The organism is Marinomonas foliarum (genome assembly GCF_016906065.1).
Taxonomy (GTDB): Bacteria; Pseudomonadota; Gammaproteobacteria; order Pseudomonadales; family Marinomonadaceae; genus Marinomonas; species Marinomonas foliarum.
The window spans coordinates 3945943-3963300 of the sequence record NZ_CP070273.1 but is presented as its reverse complement, the minus strand read 5'-3'; the positions used below and the strand labels follow the sequence as shown (position 1 = coordinate 3963300).

18 protein-coding genes are annotated in these 17358 nt (G+C 40.6%); 8 read left to right on the top strand and 10 right to left on the bottom strand.

Translation table 11 applies throughout. From position 1 onward, the window contains the following. Positions 1-14: 14 nt before the first annotated feature. Entirely contained in the window at positions 15-1076 is a 1062-nt protein-coding gene (locus JSY38_RS18325; RefSeq protein WP_205114611.1) for an AI-2E family transporter, read from the bottom strand. A 12-nt stretch (positions 1077-1088) separates the two neighbouring features. Continuing rightward, a complete protein-coding gene (locus tag JSY38_RS18320; RefSeq protein WP_205114610.1) occupies positions 1089-1334 on the bottom strand; it encodes a sulfurtransferase TusA family protein in 246 nt (81 codons plus the stop codon). Positions 1335-1368: 34 nt separating this feature from the next. Here JSY38_RS18320 and JSY38_RS18315 point away from each other — a divergent pair, with 34 nt between their 5' ends. Then, entirely contained in the window at positions 1369-2787 is a 1419-nt protein-coding gene (locus JSY38_RS18315; RefSeq protein ID WP_205114609.1) for a M48 family metallopeptidase, read from the top strand. 60 nt (positions 2788-2847) lie between these two features. On the opposite strand, the gene JSY38_RS18310 is transcribed toward JSY38_RS18315, so the two are convergent. Together JSY38_RS18310 and JSY38_RS18305 are read right to left on the bottom strand one after the other, a co-directional pair. Continuing rightward, positions 2848-3126: a hypothetical protein gene (locus tag JSY38_RS18310; protein WP_114412185.1), complete on the bottom strand. Its 279-nt coding sequence runs from the start codon at positions 3124-3126 to the stop codon at positions 2848-2850. Between the two features lie 50 nt (positions 3127-3176). Further along, positions 3177-3443 (bottom strand): hypothetical protein, encoded by a 267-nt coding sequence (locus JSY38_RS18305; RefSeq protein ID WP_114412184.1) that lies wholly within the window; start codon positions 3441-3443, stop codon positions 3177-3179. Between the two features lie 332 nt (positions 3444-3775). Here JSY38_RS18305 and JSY38_RS18300 point away from each other — a divergent pair, with 332 nt between their 5' ends. Continuing rightward, a complete protein-coding gene (locus JSY38_RS18300) occupies positions 3776-5023 on the top strand; it encodes a tyrosine-type recombinase/integrase (RefSeq protein ID WP_114412188.1) in 1248 nt (415 codons plus the stop codon). Positions 5024-5091: 68 nt separating this feature from the next. On the opposite strand, the gene JSY38_RS18295 is transcribed toward JSY38_RS18300, so the two are convergent. Genes JSY38_RS18295 through moaC form a run of 3 tightly spaced genes read right to left on the bottom strand, consistent with a single transcriptional unit; the run spans position 5092 to position 6271 of the window. Then, positions 5092-5541, bottom strand: coding sequence for a molybdenum cofactor biosynthesis protein MoaE (locus JSY38_RS18295; protein WP_205114608.1), 450 nt, complete (start codon positions 5539-5541; stop codon positions 5092-5094). Beyond that, positions 5542-5796, bottom strand: a complete 255-nt coding sequence (locus tag JSY38_RS18290) for a MoaD/ThiS family protein (protein ID WP_114412182.1) — start codon at positions 5794-5796, stop codon at positions 5542-5544. Further along, on the bottom strand, positions 5789-6271 hold the full coding sequence (gene moaC / locus JSY38_RS18285; RefSeq protein ID WP_114412181.1) for a cyclic pyranopterin monophosphate synthase MoaC: 483 nt from the start codon (positions 6269-6271) through the stop codon (positions 5789-5791). The genes JSY38_RS18290 and moaC overlap by 8 nt, the downstream gene beginning before the upstream one ends. A gap of 153 nt (positions 6272-6424) precedes the next feature. Between moaC and JSY38_RS18280 the strand changes: the two genes are divergently transcribed. The 3 genes from JSY38_RS18280 to trmJ are packed head-to-tail and all read left to right on the top strand — an operon-like array spanning position 6425 to position 11123. Beyond that, complete coding sequence (locus JSY38_RS18280) at positions 6425-8932, top strand: EAL domain-containing protein (RefSeq protein ID WP_205114607.1); 2508 nt, start codon at positions 6425-6427, stop codon at positions 8930-8932. A 54-nt stretch (positions 8933-8986) separates the two neighbouring features. Next, positions 8987-10288 (top strand): J domain-containing protein, encoded by a 1302-nt coding sequence (locus JSY38_RS18275; protein WP_114412179.1) that lies wholly within the window; start codon positions 8987-8989, stop codon positions 10286-10288. 52 nt (positions 10289-10340) lie between these two features. Then, entirely contained in the window at positions 10341-11123 is a 783-nt protein-coding gene (gene trmJ / locus JSY38_RS18270) for a tRNA (cytosine(32)/uridine(32)-2'-O)-methyltransferase TrmJ (RefSeq protein ID WP_114412178.1), read from the top strand. Positions 11124-11211: 88 nt separating this feature from the next. On the opposite strand, the gene efpL is transcribed toward trmJ, so the two are convergent. Further along, complete coding sequence (gene efpL, locus JSY38_RS18265; RefSeq protein ID WP_114412177.1) at positions 11212-11784, bottom strand: elongation factor P-like protein EfpL; 573 nt, start codon at positions 11782-11784, stop codon at positions 11212-11214. Positions 11785-11934: 150 nt separating this feature from the next. Further along, on the bottom strand, positions 11935-13089 hold the full coding sequence (locus JSY38_RS18260) for a M14 family metallopeptidase (RefSeq protein WP_114412176.1): 1155 nt from the start codon (positions 13087-13089) through the stop codon (positions 11935-11937). Between the two features lie 37 nt (positions 13090-13126). On the opposite strand from JSY38_RS18260, the gene JSY38_RS18255 reads away from it, so the two are divergent. Continuing rightward, a complete protein-coding gene (locus tag JSY38_RS18255) occupies positions 13127-13642 on the top strand; it encodes a hypothetical protein (RefSeq protein ID WP_205114606.1) in 516 nt (171 codons plus the stop codon). Positions 13643-13743: 101 nt separating this feature from the next. Then, on the top strand, positions 13744-14229 hold the full coding sequence (locus JSY38_RS18250) for a putative 4-hydroxy-4-methyl-2-oxoglutarate aldolase (protein WP_114412174.1): 486 nt from the start codon (positions 13744-13746) through the stop codon (positions 14227-14229). A gap of 30 nt (positions 14230-14259) precedes the next feature. Here the strand turns inward: JSY38_RS18250 and JSY38_RS18245 are convergent, their stop codons facing one another. After that, complete coding sequence (locus tag JSY38_RS18245) at positions 14260-14871, bottom strand: MarC family protein (RefSeq protein ID WP_114412173.1); 612 nt, start codon at positions 14869-14871, stop codon at positions 14260-14262. Positions 14872-15279: 408 nt separating this feature from the next. On the opposite strand from JSY38_RS18245, the gene JSY38_RS18240 reads away from it, so the two are divergent. Next, entirely contained in the window at positions 15280-17184 is a 1905-nt protein-coding gene (locus tag JSY38_RS18240; RefSeq protein ID WP_205114605.1) for a methyl-accepting chemotaxis protein, read from the top strand. The last annotated feature ends 174 nt before the right edge of the window (positions 17185-17358 follow it).

The following is a 17358-nucleotide window of genomic DNA, read 5'->3' as shown; positions in this document are numbered from 1 at the left end:
AGAACTTACACAAACTAAGAGGACAGCTGCTCTTGGCTTGGCCAAGCATTGATAATTGCTTTCACTAAGGTCGCTAACGGGATCGCAAAAAAGATCCCCCAGAACCCCCAAATACCACCGAAAAATAGTACCGCTACAATGATAGCTAGAGGATGTAAATTTACTGCCTCAGAAAACAGCAGTGGCACCAATATATTGCCATCCAGCGCCTGAACAATTAAGTAGGCCACAACCACATAGATAAATTCACTCTGTGTGCCATATTGATAAAAAGCCACCAATACCACAGGAATAGTCACTGCTGCCGCACCGATATAAGGAATTAAGACAGACAAACCGACCAACAAAGCCAATAACTCAGCGTACTTCAAACCAAAAAGCAAAAAAACGACGTAAGTGATAATACCAACAACAAACATCTCGATAAATTTACCGCGTATATAATTCGCTATTTGATCATTCATCTCATGAGCAATATTGCGCATCATTCTTCTTTCTTTCGGCAACCAAGATGTCAAATAACTAGAGATTCGTTCTTGGTCCTTTAGGAGAAAAAACATCACCAAGGGCACTAGAACAACATATATCACCACAGCAAACAGAGAAGGAATACTTGAGATAGAGAATGATACAAGCCATTGGCCAAGATTCGTAGACTCATTAGCTAGAGAGTTTGTTATTTCATCTATCGCAGATTGACTAACTAACTCACTGTGTCCTTCTGCAAATTGCTGCACCTCATTACGAATAACAGTAAACATTCTTGGTGCATCCTGAACCAATCGCACCGCTTGACGCCAAACGATTGGCACCATGACACCAATAAATACACTGCATGCAGTTAAAAATGTAAAAAAAACAATAAATACAGAGCTAATATGACCAAGACCGATTCGCTGTAATCGCTCAACAACACCCTGCAATAAGAAGGCTAAAACAATCGCGATTAAAATAGGTGCAAAAATCCCACCCCAGAAAGCTAGTACACACACGGTAGAAATTAGTAAAAGTAGAAAGACCACTACCTCTTCGTTCGAGAAATATCGCTTAATTAGCGTGTCTACAATTTTAAACATATCAGATCCATTTCAATTTTTTTGAATCACAAAGGTATATACATTACTGTCTTCTAAAGTGGACAGTAAAGAAAAACCAACCAGAGCTACGTATTGAGGAATGTCTTTCAAAGAGCCTGCATCACACGTTGTGACACAGAGACATTCACCCTTAGACATTTTGCTTAGCGCCATCTTGGCTTTGAGTAAAGGCATGGGACAACGATCTTCTCTTGCGTCTAAGATTACGTCATACTGATTCTCTAGATTGTCCGTCATTTTCTAATTTTCCAACAATTGCATTAGCCGTATTATGAGACTATTTCAAAACGTTACAACAAGCTTTGCTATCTTAGCCATTGTTTTTACAAGTACTTTATCTAGCATGACTCAGGCAAGCATCCCTGATTTGGAAGCAAGCAAAGACGAAAGAACGTTATCAAATCCCTCTTATATTCTGGGACAGTACTGGTTTCGAAAGCTCAATGGTAGCCGCGCACTTATCGATTTTCCGCCAGCTTATAATTACTTGAAAGATACGCTTTCACGCTTACTGCCACAAACTAATTTGTACAACACCACCATTGAAATGACGCTATTAAATAGCTCTCAAAGTAACGCTTTCGTTATCCCAGGAAACCACCTTTTTATCTATTCAGATATTATGGAAATGATAACCAGCGAAGATATGTTACTTGGCCTTCTCGCCCACGAAGTTGCACACTTAGAGTTAAGACATTATGAGCGTCAGCAAAAAAACTCTGGGCAAGAGTTACAAAAAACATTGGCAATGTTAGGAGCAGGCCTTGCTGCGGCTTTAGCCGGAGCCGGCTCCGATGCTACAACAGCGCTGTGGCTAGGAGGCATTGCTAACCAAGCAGAAAATACTTTAACTTATAGCCGTAACCAAGAACAAGAAGCAGATAGACGTGGACAGGAATATTTAGACAATGCTGGATTAGCACCCGAAGGTATGTCTAAGTTATTCCAAGCATTTTTTAAAAAAGCACTAGGTCGTCCAAAACTAGAATTCCTCTCCACGCACCCATCACCAAACACAAGACTTTCGGACTCTTTCAATACAGACGCAAGAGAAACCATCTTAAGCCAAATGACAAGCAGCGATTTCGAATATTTTCGCGCCAGCCTACTCGCTTATAGAGCGGGCATTGAAGATAATCCATATGCCTATCTCGACCAAAACATCCAACATATTGATGCACAAAACTTTGCTAAAGCATTGTTTTCATATTTGATACAGTCGCCAGAGCGCGCTCTTGTATTTTTGAATAAATTAGAAAAAACCAATGCGTTTTCTGATTATCTTGAAGCGCTTAGCTACACACAGGCAAACAAAAAAGAAACAGGGCTCGAAATCATTCAGAATAGATTGGCCTTAGCTCCTAATGACATATTGTTCTCTATGCTGAATTCGCAACTCACACAGTCAAAGCCAGCTAATATTCATTCGGGGTATCTCTATGAACAGAGACTAATTTGGCGAGCTAATATTCAATACTATAAATCAATAAATAACATTCCGATGGCATTACATTACAAAGCGCTTTTGGATTTTAGCCAAGGAAAAGAAAAAGCAGCCCTCTTTTTAATCAAACGAGCTAAAAGAGATACTTCTGGAAATGATAAAAACATAATTTTAAAAACAGAGGCATTTTTCGAACGGGTTATTGAAGCTGAAAAACAAGAAGATTTAATAGAAGGTAAAAATTAATCTATGATAAAAACAAAAAAGCCAAACATGATGTTTGGCTTTTTAATTCATATATCAGCATTATTCTGCTGATTGAGCGTGTAACTCATCAAACTGTGCTTGAAGCTCTGCATGCTTAGCTTTGTATACAGATGTTTTTTGATTTGTGGTGTAAGCGCCATTCAAATTTACGCTTGAATCAACATCTGCACCCATGTTTTCAAGTGTTACCGAAAGAGCTTCGACACTACCTCGTGCACTTTGAAGACGCTCGCTAGATGTTTCAGTTGCTGCAAAAGCTGATGTTGCCAACGCAGAAGTAGTAACAAGAGCAAGTATTGTGCGATTTACGTTATTCATAATAATTTCCTTAAAATAAGTTTTAATAAAGAGTAATGCTGTTTAACTAATTATTGAGCGTTAAGGGTATTAAACTGCTCTTGTAGCTCAGCATGCTTAGCATTATATACTGCAGCTTTTTGGCTAAAGGTATATGCACCACTCAAATCAACGCTAGTATCAACATTAGCACCCATGTTTTCTAATGTAGTACCTAATGCTTCAACACTACCTTTTGCACTCTGTAGACGTTCTTCTACAGTATCATTAGCAAATGCAGATGTTGTCATTACAGCTGCAGTTAATAGAGCCAAAGTTGTTTTAGTAAAAGTTTTCATATTAATCTCCTTATGAGAGTAAAAGTTTATATTTAGAATTTAATTCGTTTTGCGTTTCGATGAATTTATAATAGTCCTTTCGTAGAAATAAAAAAGGGGCAACCGACCTCTTCCACCTTTTTTCCAAATACGACTCAATACACGCAACTTTCTTTAAAAATCACATAAAATCTGTATAAATCAGAAAAATAAGATCAAAAACCAGTCAAATAAGGAAGAAATAGATAAAACTCGGGGCTAGGAGGATGCGAACACTGCGTTGCTAAGACAAATCGATAGGGATATATCAAAAAATTTGCTAACCTAAGACTATTATTTAGATGTGAATGATTATGATACCTCTAGCTTTAATTGATAATTTGGAACATTTGCCGAATCCCTTTACTCAATTCGAAGGTATTGCGGCGCACCTATCAAAAAACACACCCCAGCTTGTTGAACAGGAATACCGACGAGATCTCCAACTCGCCTTATGTTTTATTTATAGCTACAACGGCTCTCAGGCAACTTTTAACTCCTATCGCAGAGAAGTAGAGCGCCTACTACTTTGGTCTTGGAATATAGCCAAGTGCCCTTCTACCGAATTAAGGCGAGACCAAATTGAAGAGTTTATTCATTTTTGTATCACCCCCCCTGAAAACTGGATTGGGACAAAGAATGTGGCGCGCTTTAAATTACACATGGGAGTAAGAGTGCCGAACAAAGACTGGCGACCTTTTGTTGCGCATGTAAGCAAGCTAGAGTTCAAAAATGGCGAATCACCTCAGGCTAAGCAACACTCACTATCGCAAGCGGCTATTCGTGCAACCTTCTCTATTCTGTCGTCTTATTATGGTTTTCTAATGCAAGAAGATGCAGCCCAGCAAAACCCTGTTGCGCTGATTCGTCAAAAAAGTAAGTTCGTTAAAAAAGAAGTTACTCGAAAACAAGTTAGAAGAATTTCAAACCTACAGTGGGATTACGTTATTGAAACAGCAGAAATGCTAGCAGAGGAAGATCCCGGCCAACACGAACGCACTCTTTTTATCATGAATGCCCTACTTGGTATGTATTTACGAATATCCGAACTGGTTGCTGATGAAAGATCAGCACCTGTCATGGGGGATTTCATTAAAGATTCTGATGGTCATTGGTGGTTTAAAGTATTGTCCAAAGGAAACAAGGAACGATTAGTTGCTGTATCAGATGAGATGCTCAATGCTTTAAAGCGCTACAGACAGTTCCGTGATTTACCCTTGTTACCAACTATTGCAGAAAATACCCCAGTAGTACCTAAGAACCGTGGCCAAGGCGCTATGACGAGCTCTAGACAAGTTCGCAACATAGTACAGTTCTGCTTTGATAGAGCTTATGAGCGAATGTGTGAGGATGGGATGAGAGCAGATGCTGATGACTTACGCGTAGCAACAGTTCACTGGTTACGTCATACGGGAATATCTGAAGATGTAAAAACGCGACCAAAAGAACATGTCAGAGAAGACGCTGGGCATGCCAGTATGGCAACAACCGATAAGTATATTGATACAGAATACCGAGAGCGTCACGCCAGCGGCCGCAAAAAAGCGCTGCGCCCACATTAGTGACAACACCAAAAGCGAACATAATCCCTTAGAGGGATACTGTTCGCCTTTTTAAAATGTAAGCTAAACTATTTTGACCAACGCTCTAGGCTTTTTTCATCCTTGGTGTTGGCTTCTACCCAACGACTTTGAATTCCTTGAGTTTCTTTCTTCCAAAAAGCAGCTCTACTTTTCAAATAATCCATAATAAAGTCACATGCTAGGAATGCCTCAGATCGATGGGTTGCACTTACACCGACAAAAACGATTTGATCATCAACATGCAAGCGGCCAACACGATGTACTACACACACATCTAAAAGAGACCAGCGAGCATTTGCATCATCAACAATAACCTGCAAGTTGTGTTCCGTCATTCCTGGGTAATGTTCAAGCTCAAAGCTAGAATCTTCATTGGGGCCCTCAGCAAACTGACGAACTAAGCCAACAAACATAGCCACAGCACCCGTTTTATTCGCTTTTACTAAACGCTTATATAAAAGCTCAACCTCAAAATCTTCTTCTTGTACCAGAATCATCTAACCTCCAGTCACCGGCGGGAAAAAAGCCACCTCATTAACAGTGTCGAAAACAATATCCGCATCTCTAGCGAATTCGAAATCAATTGAAGATTGGATTCCTTTTGCAAGTAATGTCTGGCCTTTATCTAATTCTGTTGCTAATTGATGCTTGAGCTCACCAATGCTTAAGGGCATTGCGACCTCTGCAATATACTCACTCAGACCAATACTTTCTTTTAGGGATGCAAAAAAAACAACTCTTACCTTAGGCATTACCTTTACTCCAATCACCGCTTTTACCGCCTTTTTTTTCTAACAAAGACACGTTCTGAATAACGATACCTTTATCAACAGCTTTACACATATCATAAAGCGTCAATGCAGCGACACTGGCACCCGTCAAGGCTTCCATTTCCACACCCGTTTTGCCAGACAGCGAACAAGTACATAAAACCTCCAATTCGCAATCACTAAGAACATTAATGTCCACTGTCACTTTGGTTAGCATCAATGGATGGCATAATGGAATCAAATCAGATGTTTTTTTAGCCGCTTGAATGCCTGCAATACGCGCCGTTGCCAGAACATCACCTTTTGGTAATCCACCTTCAATCACTTTTATTAGCGTTGTCGGTTGCATAACCAAAGTAGCCTGAGCAGTTGCCGTACGCTTAGTAATCTCTTTGTCCGATACATCTACCATGTGAGCATGGCCTTGATGATCCAAATGGGTAAGTTTATCGCTCATAAAAATCCTAAACAGTGTACATAAATTTGAAATGTCGCCTATATTTTAAGAAACCCCCAACGATTGCAAGAAAAGATACGGCAAAGCCATAATAAAAACGCCCATATAAAGAATTAACATTTTCGTCATTTTAGTAAAATAGGATCAAGTGGAATGATATCTAGGCGATTTTTATTATCTATCCTGCTAGCGACACATTTATGGATACCTCTCTCAGCTTATTCTGATGAAGGGGACAGAATTGATAAAAATATTCCAACATTAAAAGAAACAACTCCACTTTCAGCACAGAAGGCATTAGCGTCAACCCACTTTAAAAAAAGCAATTTCGAGCAATCTCAAGCTTTCTCCAAGCAAGCTTATTGGCATAAGCTTGCTTTTCCAAAAGCTGACATAACGGACTCTCAACCCACCATTTACCTTAACTTGAATTATTACGTTATTGAACATCTTGATTTTTTTCTTTTTCATGGAGAAACACTGCAGCAGCAATGGAAAAGAGGCGCACTAGATGAGTGGAAAAGTGATAATCAGCCATACCATGGAATCTGGATACCCATCTCACTTTCTTCTGAAGAAGCGACAACCTTACTGGTACGTAAGCAAGGTAACAGCCCACTACTAACGCCTTTCAAGTTATTTGATAGAGAAAAAGCTATACAGGTGAAAGAACAAAAGCTGTTGTTTTGGACATTTATTATTAGTAGTTTGGGGATTTTGCTCGCTCATAATGTTTTTGTTTTTATCTTGTTAAGACAGCCGGGATTTATTTACTACCTTGGACTCAACGTCGTTATCTTTATCGGCTTATCGATTATTACCGGTTTTAGCCGATGGATATTTTCTGAAGCGCTTAACCAATGGTTGATAAGCTATTTATTTGTCGTTTTTGGCATTGGTGCTTGGATACTCTTTCGGTTTACCATGCAATTTCTTCAAGAGGTTCAGGTTCCATCACGGAAATCACTATTGCGAAAATATGGTGACGGAATCTTTATCGCCTTTTTAATTATGACTCAATTAATCTCGGTAAAAGCCTCAGCGATGTTTTTTGCTGCAATAGAAGTGTTTATGCTGATCGTATGCTTTTATTGGGGGATTAAGGCTTACTTAAAAGGATTTACTGCTGTTCGTTTCTATCTGTTCTCTTGGCTGTTTTTGATTGTTGGCAGCATGCTAAACACATTGATTTTTTGGAAAATACTCCCCATTAATCTTATCACCGAGTCGATATTCCCTGTCGCTTGTATACTGCAGCTTCTGGGTTTTTCATTTGCCTTTGCTGATAAAGCAAAACACATTGAACAAACTCGGCTGTTACAAGCCATTACAGACTTACCAACGGGCCTGCCAAACAGAACCTATTATTTCGATCACTTACCCATGCAACTCAAAGAGCTTGATAAAAATTCACCTTCTCTCGCTCTTGTCATGATTGACATGAGTAATTATCAAACGTTAAGCCAAGCTTTAGGGCCAACAAAAGCAGACTCAGTCATTTGTGAAGCTATTAGAAATATTCATCACCAATTAGCTGACTTAAAAGGACTTTTGTCGTTCCCTTTACCAAACCAAAATACAAAAAACCTTATTCGGCTTACTGCCGCCCATTTAGTGTTGATCAGTACAGAGCCAGGTCGCCTAAAGCAGCTTATTCATGACTTACAGAAAATTTTAGACAACCCAACACAGATAGATAAAATCCACTTTAGACATCAATACAAAATAGGGAGCGTTCTTTACCCTTCACAGGGCAATAATTTAAACAATCTCTATAAAAATGCTCTTACGGCAAGTCAATCTGTCACCTATTCTTCAGGGAATTGGGCGCCTTTTACAGACAATGTCAAAAACAACCATGCCCATCAACTCAATCTCATTACTTTACTGACTAACGACATTGAACATGAAAAATTGTATTTCGATATCCAACCGCAGGTGAATTTAGCAAATCATGGCATTGTTGGTGGTGAGGTGCTCATACGCTGGCATAACGAACACCTAGGGCAAGTATCACCCGGTGAATTTATCCCTCTCGCAGAGCAAACTGGCTTAATATATAAACTCACAGATATGTTAATCGAAAAAGTTTTTTCTTGGGCTTACGAACACCCACAAGCACTTGTCAATCAGTGCTTGTCTATCAATATTTCAGCACTTGATTTATTGCAAGAAGGTTTTGCTCGTAGAGTTATAGACAATGTTATAAAACATCAATTATCAGCAAAAAAATTCACTTTAGAGATCACTGAAACGAGTGTGTTTGATAACAATGAGACCGTCCATAAAAATGTTAAACAACTGCATAAAGCAGGCTTTAAAATTGCTATCGATGACTTTGGTGTGGGCTACAGTTCAATGCAAAATTTAGTCGCTCTAGAAACCGACGAATTAAAAATAGATCAATTTTTCGTAATGAACTTACTTAATGACCCACAGAGTCAAATCTTATGCCGAAACATGATCGACCTGAGCAAAGCACTTGAAATAACAAGCGTAGCGGAAGGTATTGAATCAGAGGAGATATTGAAATTGTTACGTCAATGGCATTGCCAAATTGGACAGGGATACCACTTATACCGTCCTATGCCTCCGGTTAAGTATCTAGCATTGTTAGTCGAAAACGATCTGCCTTTGTCAGAACCCGTAAATCGTGCATAATGCGTTATACACTTATTTTTCTCTAGATATAAAACAGTAAGTAACCAAAATCGCATGAGCCTAAAAGACGACTACCAATTGCTGGACATCCCCACCAGTGCCAGTGAGCAGGAAGCAAAAGCTTCATTTAGACGTTTAGCAAGGCGCTATCATCCCGATAAAAACCCAGATACAGACACAACCGAGTTATTTCAACGACTTCAAGCGGCCTACGAAAATGTCATCAGCGCCATTCGTCAAGGCGCCCTAGTAAATGATTGGAAACCTTTTAGCTTTACTAGCGAGAACACTCAGAACTCTGGGGCCAAAAATCGCTATTCCAGTTTTTCCAAAGCCACTGACAAAGAACAAGAAGCCTTTATCAAAGAACGCCAGCGCGCATACGAAGAAATGAAACGTAACAATGCCCATCATGAGAAAACTCGTAACGACGCTATTAAAGCCGCGCGAAACACGCTTAAAGAAAAGCGTGTTAAGGCCCTTTATGAAGAAGCTTTCAAAGCCTCTAAAAACTTTACCTCACAAGGCTACAGTTACACAGATAATCTGAGTGATGAAAAACCAGACATACCACCTTATCACTCCTTTGTTGACGATGAAGACGACTATAGCAATTCAAGACCCCAAGAAAGTGCTCCTGTTAGCCAACCTATTCGTTTAGATGCGGCAAAAGCTGCTTTTCGTGCAGCTACCTATATCGCCTGCTTTGCTGCTGGGATTTATGCCACACTTTACTGGCAATCTTCCGAAGAGAAAGCAGCATCCTCATCACAGACAGCGACTTATGTAAGCGGCTTGTATCCTCAATTCCGTGTTGGTCCTGGTTATACGCTTACCAGCACCACACTCTATGCTGAACCTGATACATCCAGCACAGCCCTACAAACCATCCCAACGAATGCAAACCTGCTAGGGATAAAGCTTCAAGGCGACTGGTTAACCGTACGTTATCAAGGCGTTAATGGATGGGTGCAAACCAAAAATATTGGCTATGGTAATGTGCAACATGCCCAACAAACAGGCTGTTTTGGCCAACCAGGGATTGCACCCCAACACGGTGAGTTAATTGGTAAAGCAGAGGGCAACAGCCGATTACGCATACTTAACCAATTGCCTGAACATAGCATGCTTACCTTTGAGTCATATGATGGACAAGCACCCTTTTCCATCTATTTATATGGAAAACAAGCATATGCAGCGAATTACATTCCAAGAGGCAACTACCGGTTGGTGTTAGAGACTGGTTCCCTGTATCATCACGCCTGCAATCAATTCATATTTAATGATACAACCAAAGTCATCTTAGAAAATGTCGATTTTGCCAGCACAGAGCAATCACTCACGCTAAAACCATAATCTGACTATTTACAAAGCCAAATGACAAATAACCCTGAGTACTTCACGACCCATGCTAAGTAACATCCGAATTGTACTAATAAACACTTTCCATCCTGGCAACGTTGGTGCCATAGCCCGAGCTATGAAGAATATGGGACTAACCAACCTTTATTTGGTTGACCCAAATGATTACCCATCAGAAGAAGCCACCAGCCGCGCGGCTGGCGCTGTTGATCTACTGGAAAATGCCACCATAGTTCCGACCCTAGAAGAAGCGATTGCTGATTGTAGTCTTGTGATTGGCACCAGCGCTCGCCATCGTACTTTTCAACTGCCTATCATGAACGCTCGTGAATGTGCCGTAAGCGTCATTCCTGAAGCGATTGATCACAACGTAGCCATCGTATTTGGTCGCGAAACAACTGGCTTACTAAATGACGAAATCGCTCAATGTCACCGCCAAGTTTATATAGATGCAAATGATGAATACCCTGTCTTAAACATTTCACAGGCGGTACAAATCGTCGCTTATGAAATTTGGATGGCGAACCAAAATAAAGAAAACTATAAAAAAGAAACACCTGAATACCCACATAAAAAAGACATGGATCTTTTCTACGAACATTTAGAAGAAACTCTTTACGGCATAAACTTCATCATCCGAAGCCATCCAGGCAAGGTACTTGATAAGTTGCATAGATTCTTTAATCGTTCTCGCCCTGAGAAGCAGGAACTCGGTATTTTACGAGGCGTCTTGGCTGCCGTTCAACGTGAAGCTGGATTAACCGAAGCTAACAATCATCCAGAGAAAAAAGCCAAAGATGCATTAAAAGAATCGGCTAAAAAAGAATAAGCAGACAGCCTTTTTAGAGATTACCTAAAACAAAAAATGCAGCCAATTGGCTGCATTTTTTTATAATCTTACAAATACACTGAAAGTCTTATTTCTCAGCACGACCTGCAAACTTACGCTCTTCTACGTTAACTTTAATACGGTCGCCAGTAGAAATATGTTCTGGCACTTGAATCACAGCACCAGTAGACAATTTCGCGGGCTTGTTACGTGAGGTTGCAGAAGCACCTTTGATAGAAGGATCGGTTTCGATAACTTCTAATTCAACATTCGTTGGCAATTCGATAATCACAGGCACATCGTCAACCAACACAACCTGTATACCAACAGTATCTTCATTAACAAACAGAATCTCTTCTTCGATCGCACTCTTATTCAAGCTATAAGGTGTGTAGTCTTCGTTATCCATGAAAACATATTCATCACCATCCGAATAAGAAAACATCGCTTGACGGCGAATAAGATCAGCAAGGTCGATCATATCGGAATCTTTAAACGTCTCGTCCAATTTGCGACCCGTTACCACATCGTACATACGCATACGGTAAAGGCTGCCACCTGCACGACCCTGAGGTACAGAGCGTTCGATATCTTTTACTATGTAGGTTTTGTTGTCATAGCTAATAGCAATATTTTTTTTGATTTCACTTGCCTTAGGCATTTTTCTTCGTCCTAAAATTACGTTCTATAAAAATAAAAAAGGGTATTAAATTTATTGCAATTTTGAAAACCAGATCCTAATCCAGTTTGGCAATATTCGCTAGATAATAAACCTTTATTTAAGACAAAAACCTCAAGTCGCCAACAGCACTCAGTCGTCGGCTTTCATATGAGAACTCATGATCACTTGATATATAGGATACAAAACGTCAGCCCCAAGAATCTTAGCGCGCTCTGGAGACCAGCCAACATCATCATCAGGCAAGTTTTTATTGTCTTTAAAAGGCATCTCTAATGTAAAAGATAAACAATTGTATGTTTCACCTACCCATTTTGTTGCCACGGTTAAGTTTGCTTCACCAAATTGATCTGGCGTATAGCCAATTTCAGTCTGGAAATCAGGACTGACTGCGGTGAAAATGTTTTTAAACAAAGTCTCCATTGCTTCCATGCGAGCATCAAACGACGGAACGCCTTGGCAGCCGTCGACAAAATTCACAGGCAAAGCTTCATCGCCATGAATGTCTAAGAACAAATCCACACCGGTTTCAGCCATTTTCTTTTGTACCGCTAACACCTCAGGACTGAATTCCGCAGTAGGATTCTTCCACTCACGGTTCAAATTAACGCCTTTGGAATTCACTCGTAAATTACCATGCACAGCGCCATCTGGATTCATATTTGGCACCACATAAAAACGACAATGCTTCAACAAAGCACGTGCGATCGGATGTGACTCATCAAACAAACGCTCAAGCAAACCTTCAACAAACCATTCAGCCATGGTTTCACCAGGATGCTGACGAGCAATAATCCAGATGTTTTTTGCTAACCCTTGGGTTTTGCTGATCTCTAACAAGGTAATATCACGACCTTCTGCCGTTTCACCTAAATGATCGGTAATACAATCTTCATTACTTGCCGCCCAAGCAATCATATCTAAATGACGCTCATAGCTGTAAGGTGCGAAATAGGCGTAATACACACTGTCTTGTTCAGGCTGATGCGTAATCACCAATTTGCCGTCTACGTATTCCGTTGGAACGCGGAACCAATACTCACGATCGTAAGAAGCAACGGCTTGGTAATCAACCCAACCATCCGGATAAGCAGCGTCGCTGGCGTTCTCAAAATGAATAACACATTGCTCACCCATACCGCCTTGTAAACGAAAATAAAACCACTGCAAAAATTTAGAGTTTGTATCATTAGGGATCTTTACTCTAATATTGTCCGGCTCCGAAGCATTTATAACGGAGATGTTACCGCCATCAAACGCACTACTGATCTTGATTCGGCTGGTCATTTATTCTTCCTTAACAATCAAACATTGGTTCTAAATTATGGCAAGTTTACCTATATTCATGACGGCTGTCGCCAACTCTTCCGACGAGCCAGCTTTTCCACTACTTTTCACTTGGTCCACTCACGAAGCGCAAGTAAAAGAAGTACTAGTGATCCCCGACGATGAATGGTTAGAAAACCATCGTATCGAGACTAACGCACTAGACCTTGATGAACAACAGCTCTACGAATTCGGCTTCGAAGCCAGTGACATTTTAGCGGAATGGATCAATGAATTTGATACCGACGTCATTTACGCCCTGGAGCCAGAATCGCTTAATCTATTGGTTGAAGCCACTTACGAGATAAAAGGACTAGAACCTAGTTTTGAAGTTCAAAGCATTCACTCGTGGTTCGAAGAGCGCGACGTGGACTTAAACGACGCCGTCGCTGAGCAAGGTCAAACCACCCCCTTACACTTATTACCACCAGATGAGCTGGTCATTCAGCTGCTTCAAATAGCCGTAGAACATGGCCTAATCGACCCAAGCGACATTCCTGTTATAGAGGACTAATCACATCACTGAATACTGAACATCCACCAAAACTGCTGGATATCTAGCACCTACCTACTTAGAGTCAAAGACCCTTTTTTATTTTAAGTAGGTATTAACTCATGCAAGACTTGCTTCCTGATCTCTGCGACTTGTACCCAGAAAAACTGCAAATCGCTGATCCTATTTTTACCTCTTTCGGAAAACGTACCCACTTTTATGGCGAAGTGGTCACCGTATCCTGTTTTGAAGACAACAGTAGAGTTAGAGAGCTAGTCGCTCTAAATGGCAAAGGCAAAGTTATGGTTATTGATGGCGGTGGTAGTAAACGGCGTGCCTTACTTGGTGATATGTTGGCGGAAAAAGCAGTCAATAATGGCTGGGAAGGATTTGTGATAAACGGAGCCATTCGTGACATAGCGGCCCAATCTCAACTGAACATCGGCATTCATGCTTTATGCGCTCATCCAATGCCAACGGAAAAACGCGGCATAGGCGATTTAGATAAAACACTTTGCTTTGCGGGCATGACGATCGCCCAAGGGGATTATATCTATTGCGACTTAAATGGTATCGCTGTATCCAAACAACCATTAACCCTTCCATAGATAGGGTTAATGGTTAATTTATGAATTCAACTACAACGAAGCTAGCGTGTGAGTAAACAAACTACGCACACCGTTTACAAGCATCTGTACCGACATCATCAACAGTAACATCCCCATCAAGCGCTCTAACGCTGCCAAGCCTTTCTCTCTCAATATTCTGTTCAGCAATGGCGCCATTGCTAAAATAATCACAGAAATCGCCCATGCAGCACCAACTGAGATCAGCAAATCTTGCTGATCATTAGGGTAACTCTTCACCATGACTAATAACGTCGCTAACGTGGATGGACCAGCCAACATAGGAATAGAAATCGGAACAATAAAAGGCTCCATAACAGGACCTACATCTTTTGTGTAGGGCGATGGGAAAATCATCTTCAAAGCGATAACAAACAGCACAACACCACCTGCAATCGAAATAGACTCAGTTTCCAGGTGCAACAAAGCTAAAAATTCCGCACCAAAAAACAAGAAACACACCAAAATAATTAAACCGATTAAACCATCGCGTATCACAATCTGGTATTGACGTTTTTGTGGAACGCCCTTCATTACTGATAACAAAATAGGAATGTTGCCGAACGGGTCAATAACAAACAAAAACAATAAGGTAGCAGATAAAATGGAAAATTCAGTGCTCATTCGATACTCGGTTAGTGTTACTGGAAATTGAGGGCGCGTAGTTTACCGTATTAGTAATCTTGGCGATAGCTGATCTCGCTTACTCGTGGTGCATATATGGTGGTTTTAAAATTAGCTTTAACCAAGTTATGTAACCTATTCTAAACCCAAATACTGCCTATGATTCATAGTGAATTTTTAGCTATCTAATACATAAGATAGTTAATGAAGTTTATATTTTCCTATGTTTATTCAAAAATAAAAAAACAAAAGTAAAACAACGTGTTTTTGTAACTTTTTTTTCATAAATATCTACTAATTTGAATCGCAAAAGCTCGCCAAAAAAATTACTATTGCGGCGCAAATATCCCCCTGAAGCCCTAACAGGATAGACACTTCAAAAACTTGCATCATGTGAAAGGAAATATCATGAAAAACCCCTTCGAAAATATCTCTATCGGATTCAAACTTGTATGTGGCTTTGGCCTAGTTCTGTTATTAACACTCATTGTCGCAATAGCTGGCTTTGTAGGTGTAGACGCATTGCTAGAACGAGCCCGTAAGGTGCAATTATCCAACCAGCTCAATAGCATTGTTCTAGACCTTAGAGATCAGCGAAAATTATATCTTGATAAAGGTAGCGAAGATGCTTACCAAGACGTTATTAAAATTAAAACAAAGCTCTCGAAGCAGTTTCAAGATTCTTTTAACCTTTATACTGGTGAGGGAAGTTTAGCCCTTGTCAAACAGGCTTCTAGTGCCTTAGATCAATATACACTCACATTTGAAGAGGTTCACACATTTCGCCAAGACTGGGGCAACACGGGTAAAACAGCTGCTGGTATTCGCAATGAAATTAAGAGCCAAGCCGACCAGCTCATAGATAGCCTCAGCAATTCCAGCGATACTAATGCAGTTACAACCACCTTACGTATGTCAAATGAACTCGCTGATACTATGTTAATCATTACAAGAAGTGTCGGCCAAGGCCAACCTATCCCACAGGATATAATCAATGTTCGTATCCCAAAAATTGCCACAGAAATGGAGCAACTTTCACTTACAGGACAGTCGCAAGCTATCCAACAAAAAATTGCTGAACTGTTTAAAACATATCAAGCATTACTTGCTCTGAACCCTCCCCTGACTTTGAAGCTAGATAAGGGTTCTGAAGAACTAGCCGCACTAGCAGCAACTATCACCAATAAGCTTGAAGATTTAGAAGAGTTACAACAAGTTAAAAGTGCTGAAGATGGAGCTCATGTTCGTATATTACTTATATCGATCACCATCGCTGCTATTGTAATGGGATTATTTTTCGCGTGGTTCATCCGCCGCATGATTGTCACGCCAATGAATGAGGTTACCTTAGCGGTAGAAGCTATTTCTTCAGGCGATTTGACTCGCACTTACTCAACTGAACGTCGTGATGAACTTGGCAAGCTATATAATGACATTGGCAAGATGAGTATTACGTTAAACAAATTGATCTCAGAAGTCGTTGGCGGTGTGCTAAACCTAAGCTCAACAAGCGAGCAGCTGGAAATTATCACCAAGAATAGTCAAAGTAGAATGCAGTCCCAACGAGATGAAACAGACCAAGTAGCGACAGCCATAAATGAAATGTCTGCAACGGTTGCTGAAGTCGCTCGCAATGCTGAAACAGCAGCTTCTGCCACGACGACCACTGACAAAATCGTCAACCAAGGGAGTGCTATGGTGAATGAAACCGCCACTCAGATCAGCAACCTAGCAACAGAGCTTAACAATACCAGTCAGACCATGGAAACACTGAAAGAGCGCTCTGATAATGTAGGAAACGTACTAGAAGTAATAAAGGCCGTGGCTGAGCAGACAAACCTTCTGGCACTTAATGCTGCCATTGAAGCAGCTCGTGCTGGTGAGGCGGGTCGTGGCTTTGCCGTGGTAGCAGATGAAGTACGTGGTTTAGCAAGTCGAACTCAAGACTCGGCCAAAGAAATTGAAGACTTAATTCACTTACTACAGAGTGGTGCACAAGAGTCCTTGGATAAAATTCAAACCAGCCGTAACCTATCCATTAACAATGCAGAACAAGCAAAAGGTGTCGTTGCCCTGTTTGCAAGTATCAATAAGGAAATGGGACATGTGCAAGATATGACTCAACAAATTGCTACTGCAGCGGAACAACAGTCGCACGTTTCTGAAGAAATAAGCAGTAGTGTCGAAAATGTACGTCAGCTAGCAGATCAAACTACTGAAGGCGCTGCTGAGTCAGCAATGGCTGTGAGCAACTTAAAAGCGCTAAGCCTAGAACTGAAAGCATTAACTCAACGCTTTAAAATTAAACGCTAGTACTTGATCACCAAAAGCCTCCCTGCACAGTTAGGGAGGCCATACACATTGTAAATCAACTATAAACAGTAAAGACCGTTTTTCTAATCGCTAACAAAGATGGAAATACACCCCTCATATCACTTATCACCATAAAGCTCTGTTCCAGAAAAATATTTTTTAGTACTCTGCGCT

Bases quoted from the DNA above. Each gene is read 5' to 3' on its own strand.
- JSY38_RS18325 (WP_205114611.1), bottom strand. From the start codon at position 1,076: ATGTTTAAAATTGTAGACACGCTAATTAAGCGATATTTCTCGAACGAA.
- JSY38_RS18320 (WP_205114610.1), bottom strand. From the start codon at position 1,334: ATGACGGACAATCTAGAGAATCAGTATGACGTAATCTTAGACGCAAGA.
- JSY38_RS18315 (WP_205114609.1), top strand. From the start codon at position 1,369: ATGAGACTATTTCAAAACGTTACAACAAGCTTTGCTATCTTAGCCATT.
- JSY38_RS18310 (WP_114412185.1), bottom strand. From the start codon at position 3,126: ATGAATAACGTAAATCGCACAATACTTGCTCTTGTTACTACTTCTGCG.
- JSY38_RS18305 (WP_114412184.1), bottom strand. From the start codon at position 3,443: ATGAAAACTTTTACTAAAACAACTTTGGCTCTATTAACTGCAGCTGTA.
- JSY38_RS18300 (WP_114412188.1), top strand. From the start codon at position 3,776: ATGATACCTCTAGCTTTAATTGATAATTTGGAACATTTGCCGAATCCC.
- JSY38_RS18295 (WP_205114608.1), bottom strand. From the start codon at position 5,541: ATGATTCTGGTACAAGAAGAAGATTTTGAGGTTGAGCTTTTATATAAG.
- JSY38_RS18290 (WP_114412182.1), bottom strand. From the start codon at position 5,796: ATGCCTAAGGTAAGAGTTGTTTTTTTTGCATCCCTAAAAGAAAGTATT.
- moaC (WP_114412181.1), bottom strand. From the start codon at position 6,271: ATGAGCGATAAACTTACCCATTTGGATCATCAAGGCCATGCTCACATG.
- JSY38_RS18280 (WP_205114607.1), top strand. From the start codon at position 6,425: ATGATATCTAGGCGATTTTTATTATCTATCCTGCTAGCGACACATTTA.
- JSY38_RS18275 (WP_114412179.1), top strand. From the start codon at position 8,987: ATGAGCCTAAAAGACGACTACCAATTGCTGGACATCCCCACCAGTGCC.
- trmJ (WP_114412178.1), top strand. From the start codon at position 10,341: ATGCTAAGTAACATCCGAATTGTACTAATAAACACTTTCCATCCTGGC.
- efpL (WP_114412177.1), bottom strand. From the start codon at position 11,784: ATGCCTAAGGCAAGTGAAATCAAAAAAAATATTGCTATTAGCTATGAC.
- JSY38_RS18260 (WP_114412176.1), bottom strand. From the start codon at position 13,089: ATGACCAGCCGAATCAAGATCAGTAGTGCGTTTGATGGCGGTAACATC.
- JSY38_RS18255 (WP_205114606.1), top strand. From the start codon at position 13,127: ATGGCAAGTTTACCTATATTCATGACGGCTGTCGCCAACTCTTCCGAC.
- JSY38_RS18250 (WP_114412174.1), top strand. From the start codon at position 13,744: ATGCAAGACTTGCTTCCTGATCTCTGCGACTTGTACCCAGAAAAACTG.
- JSY38_RS18245 (WP_114412173.1), bottom strand. From the start codon at position 14,871: ATGAGCACTGAATTTTCCATTTTATCTGCTACCTTATTGTTTTTGTTT.
- JSY38_RS18240 (WP_205114605.1), top strand. From the start codon at position 15,280: ATGAAAAACCCCTTCGAAAATATCTCTATCGGATTCAAACTTGTATGT.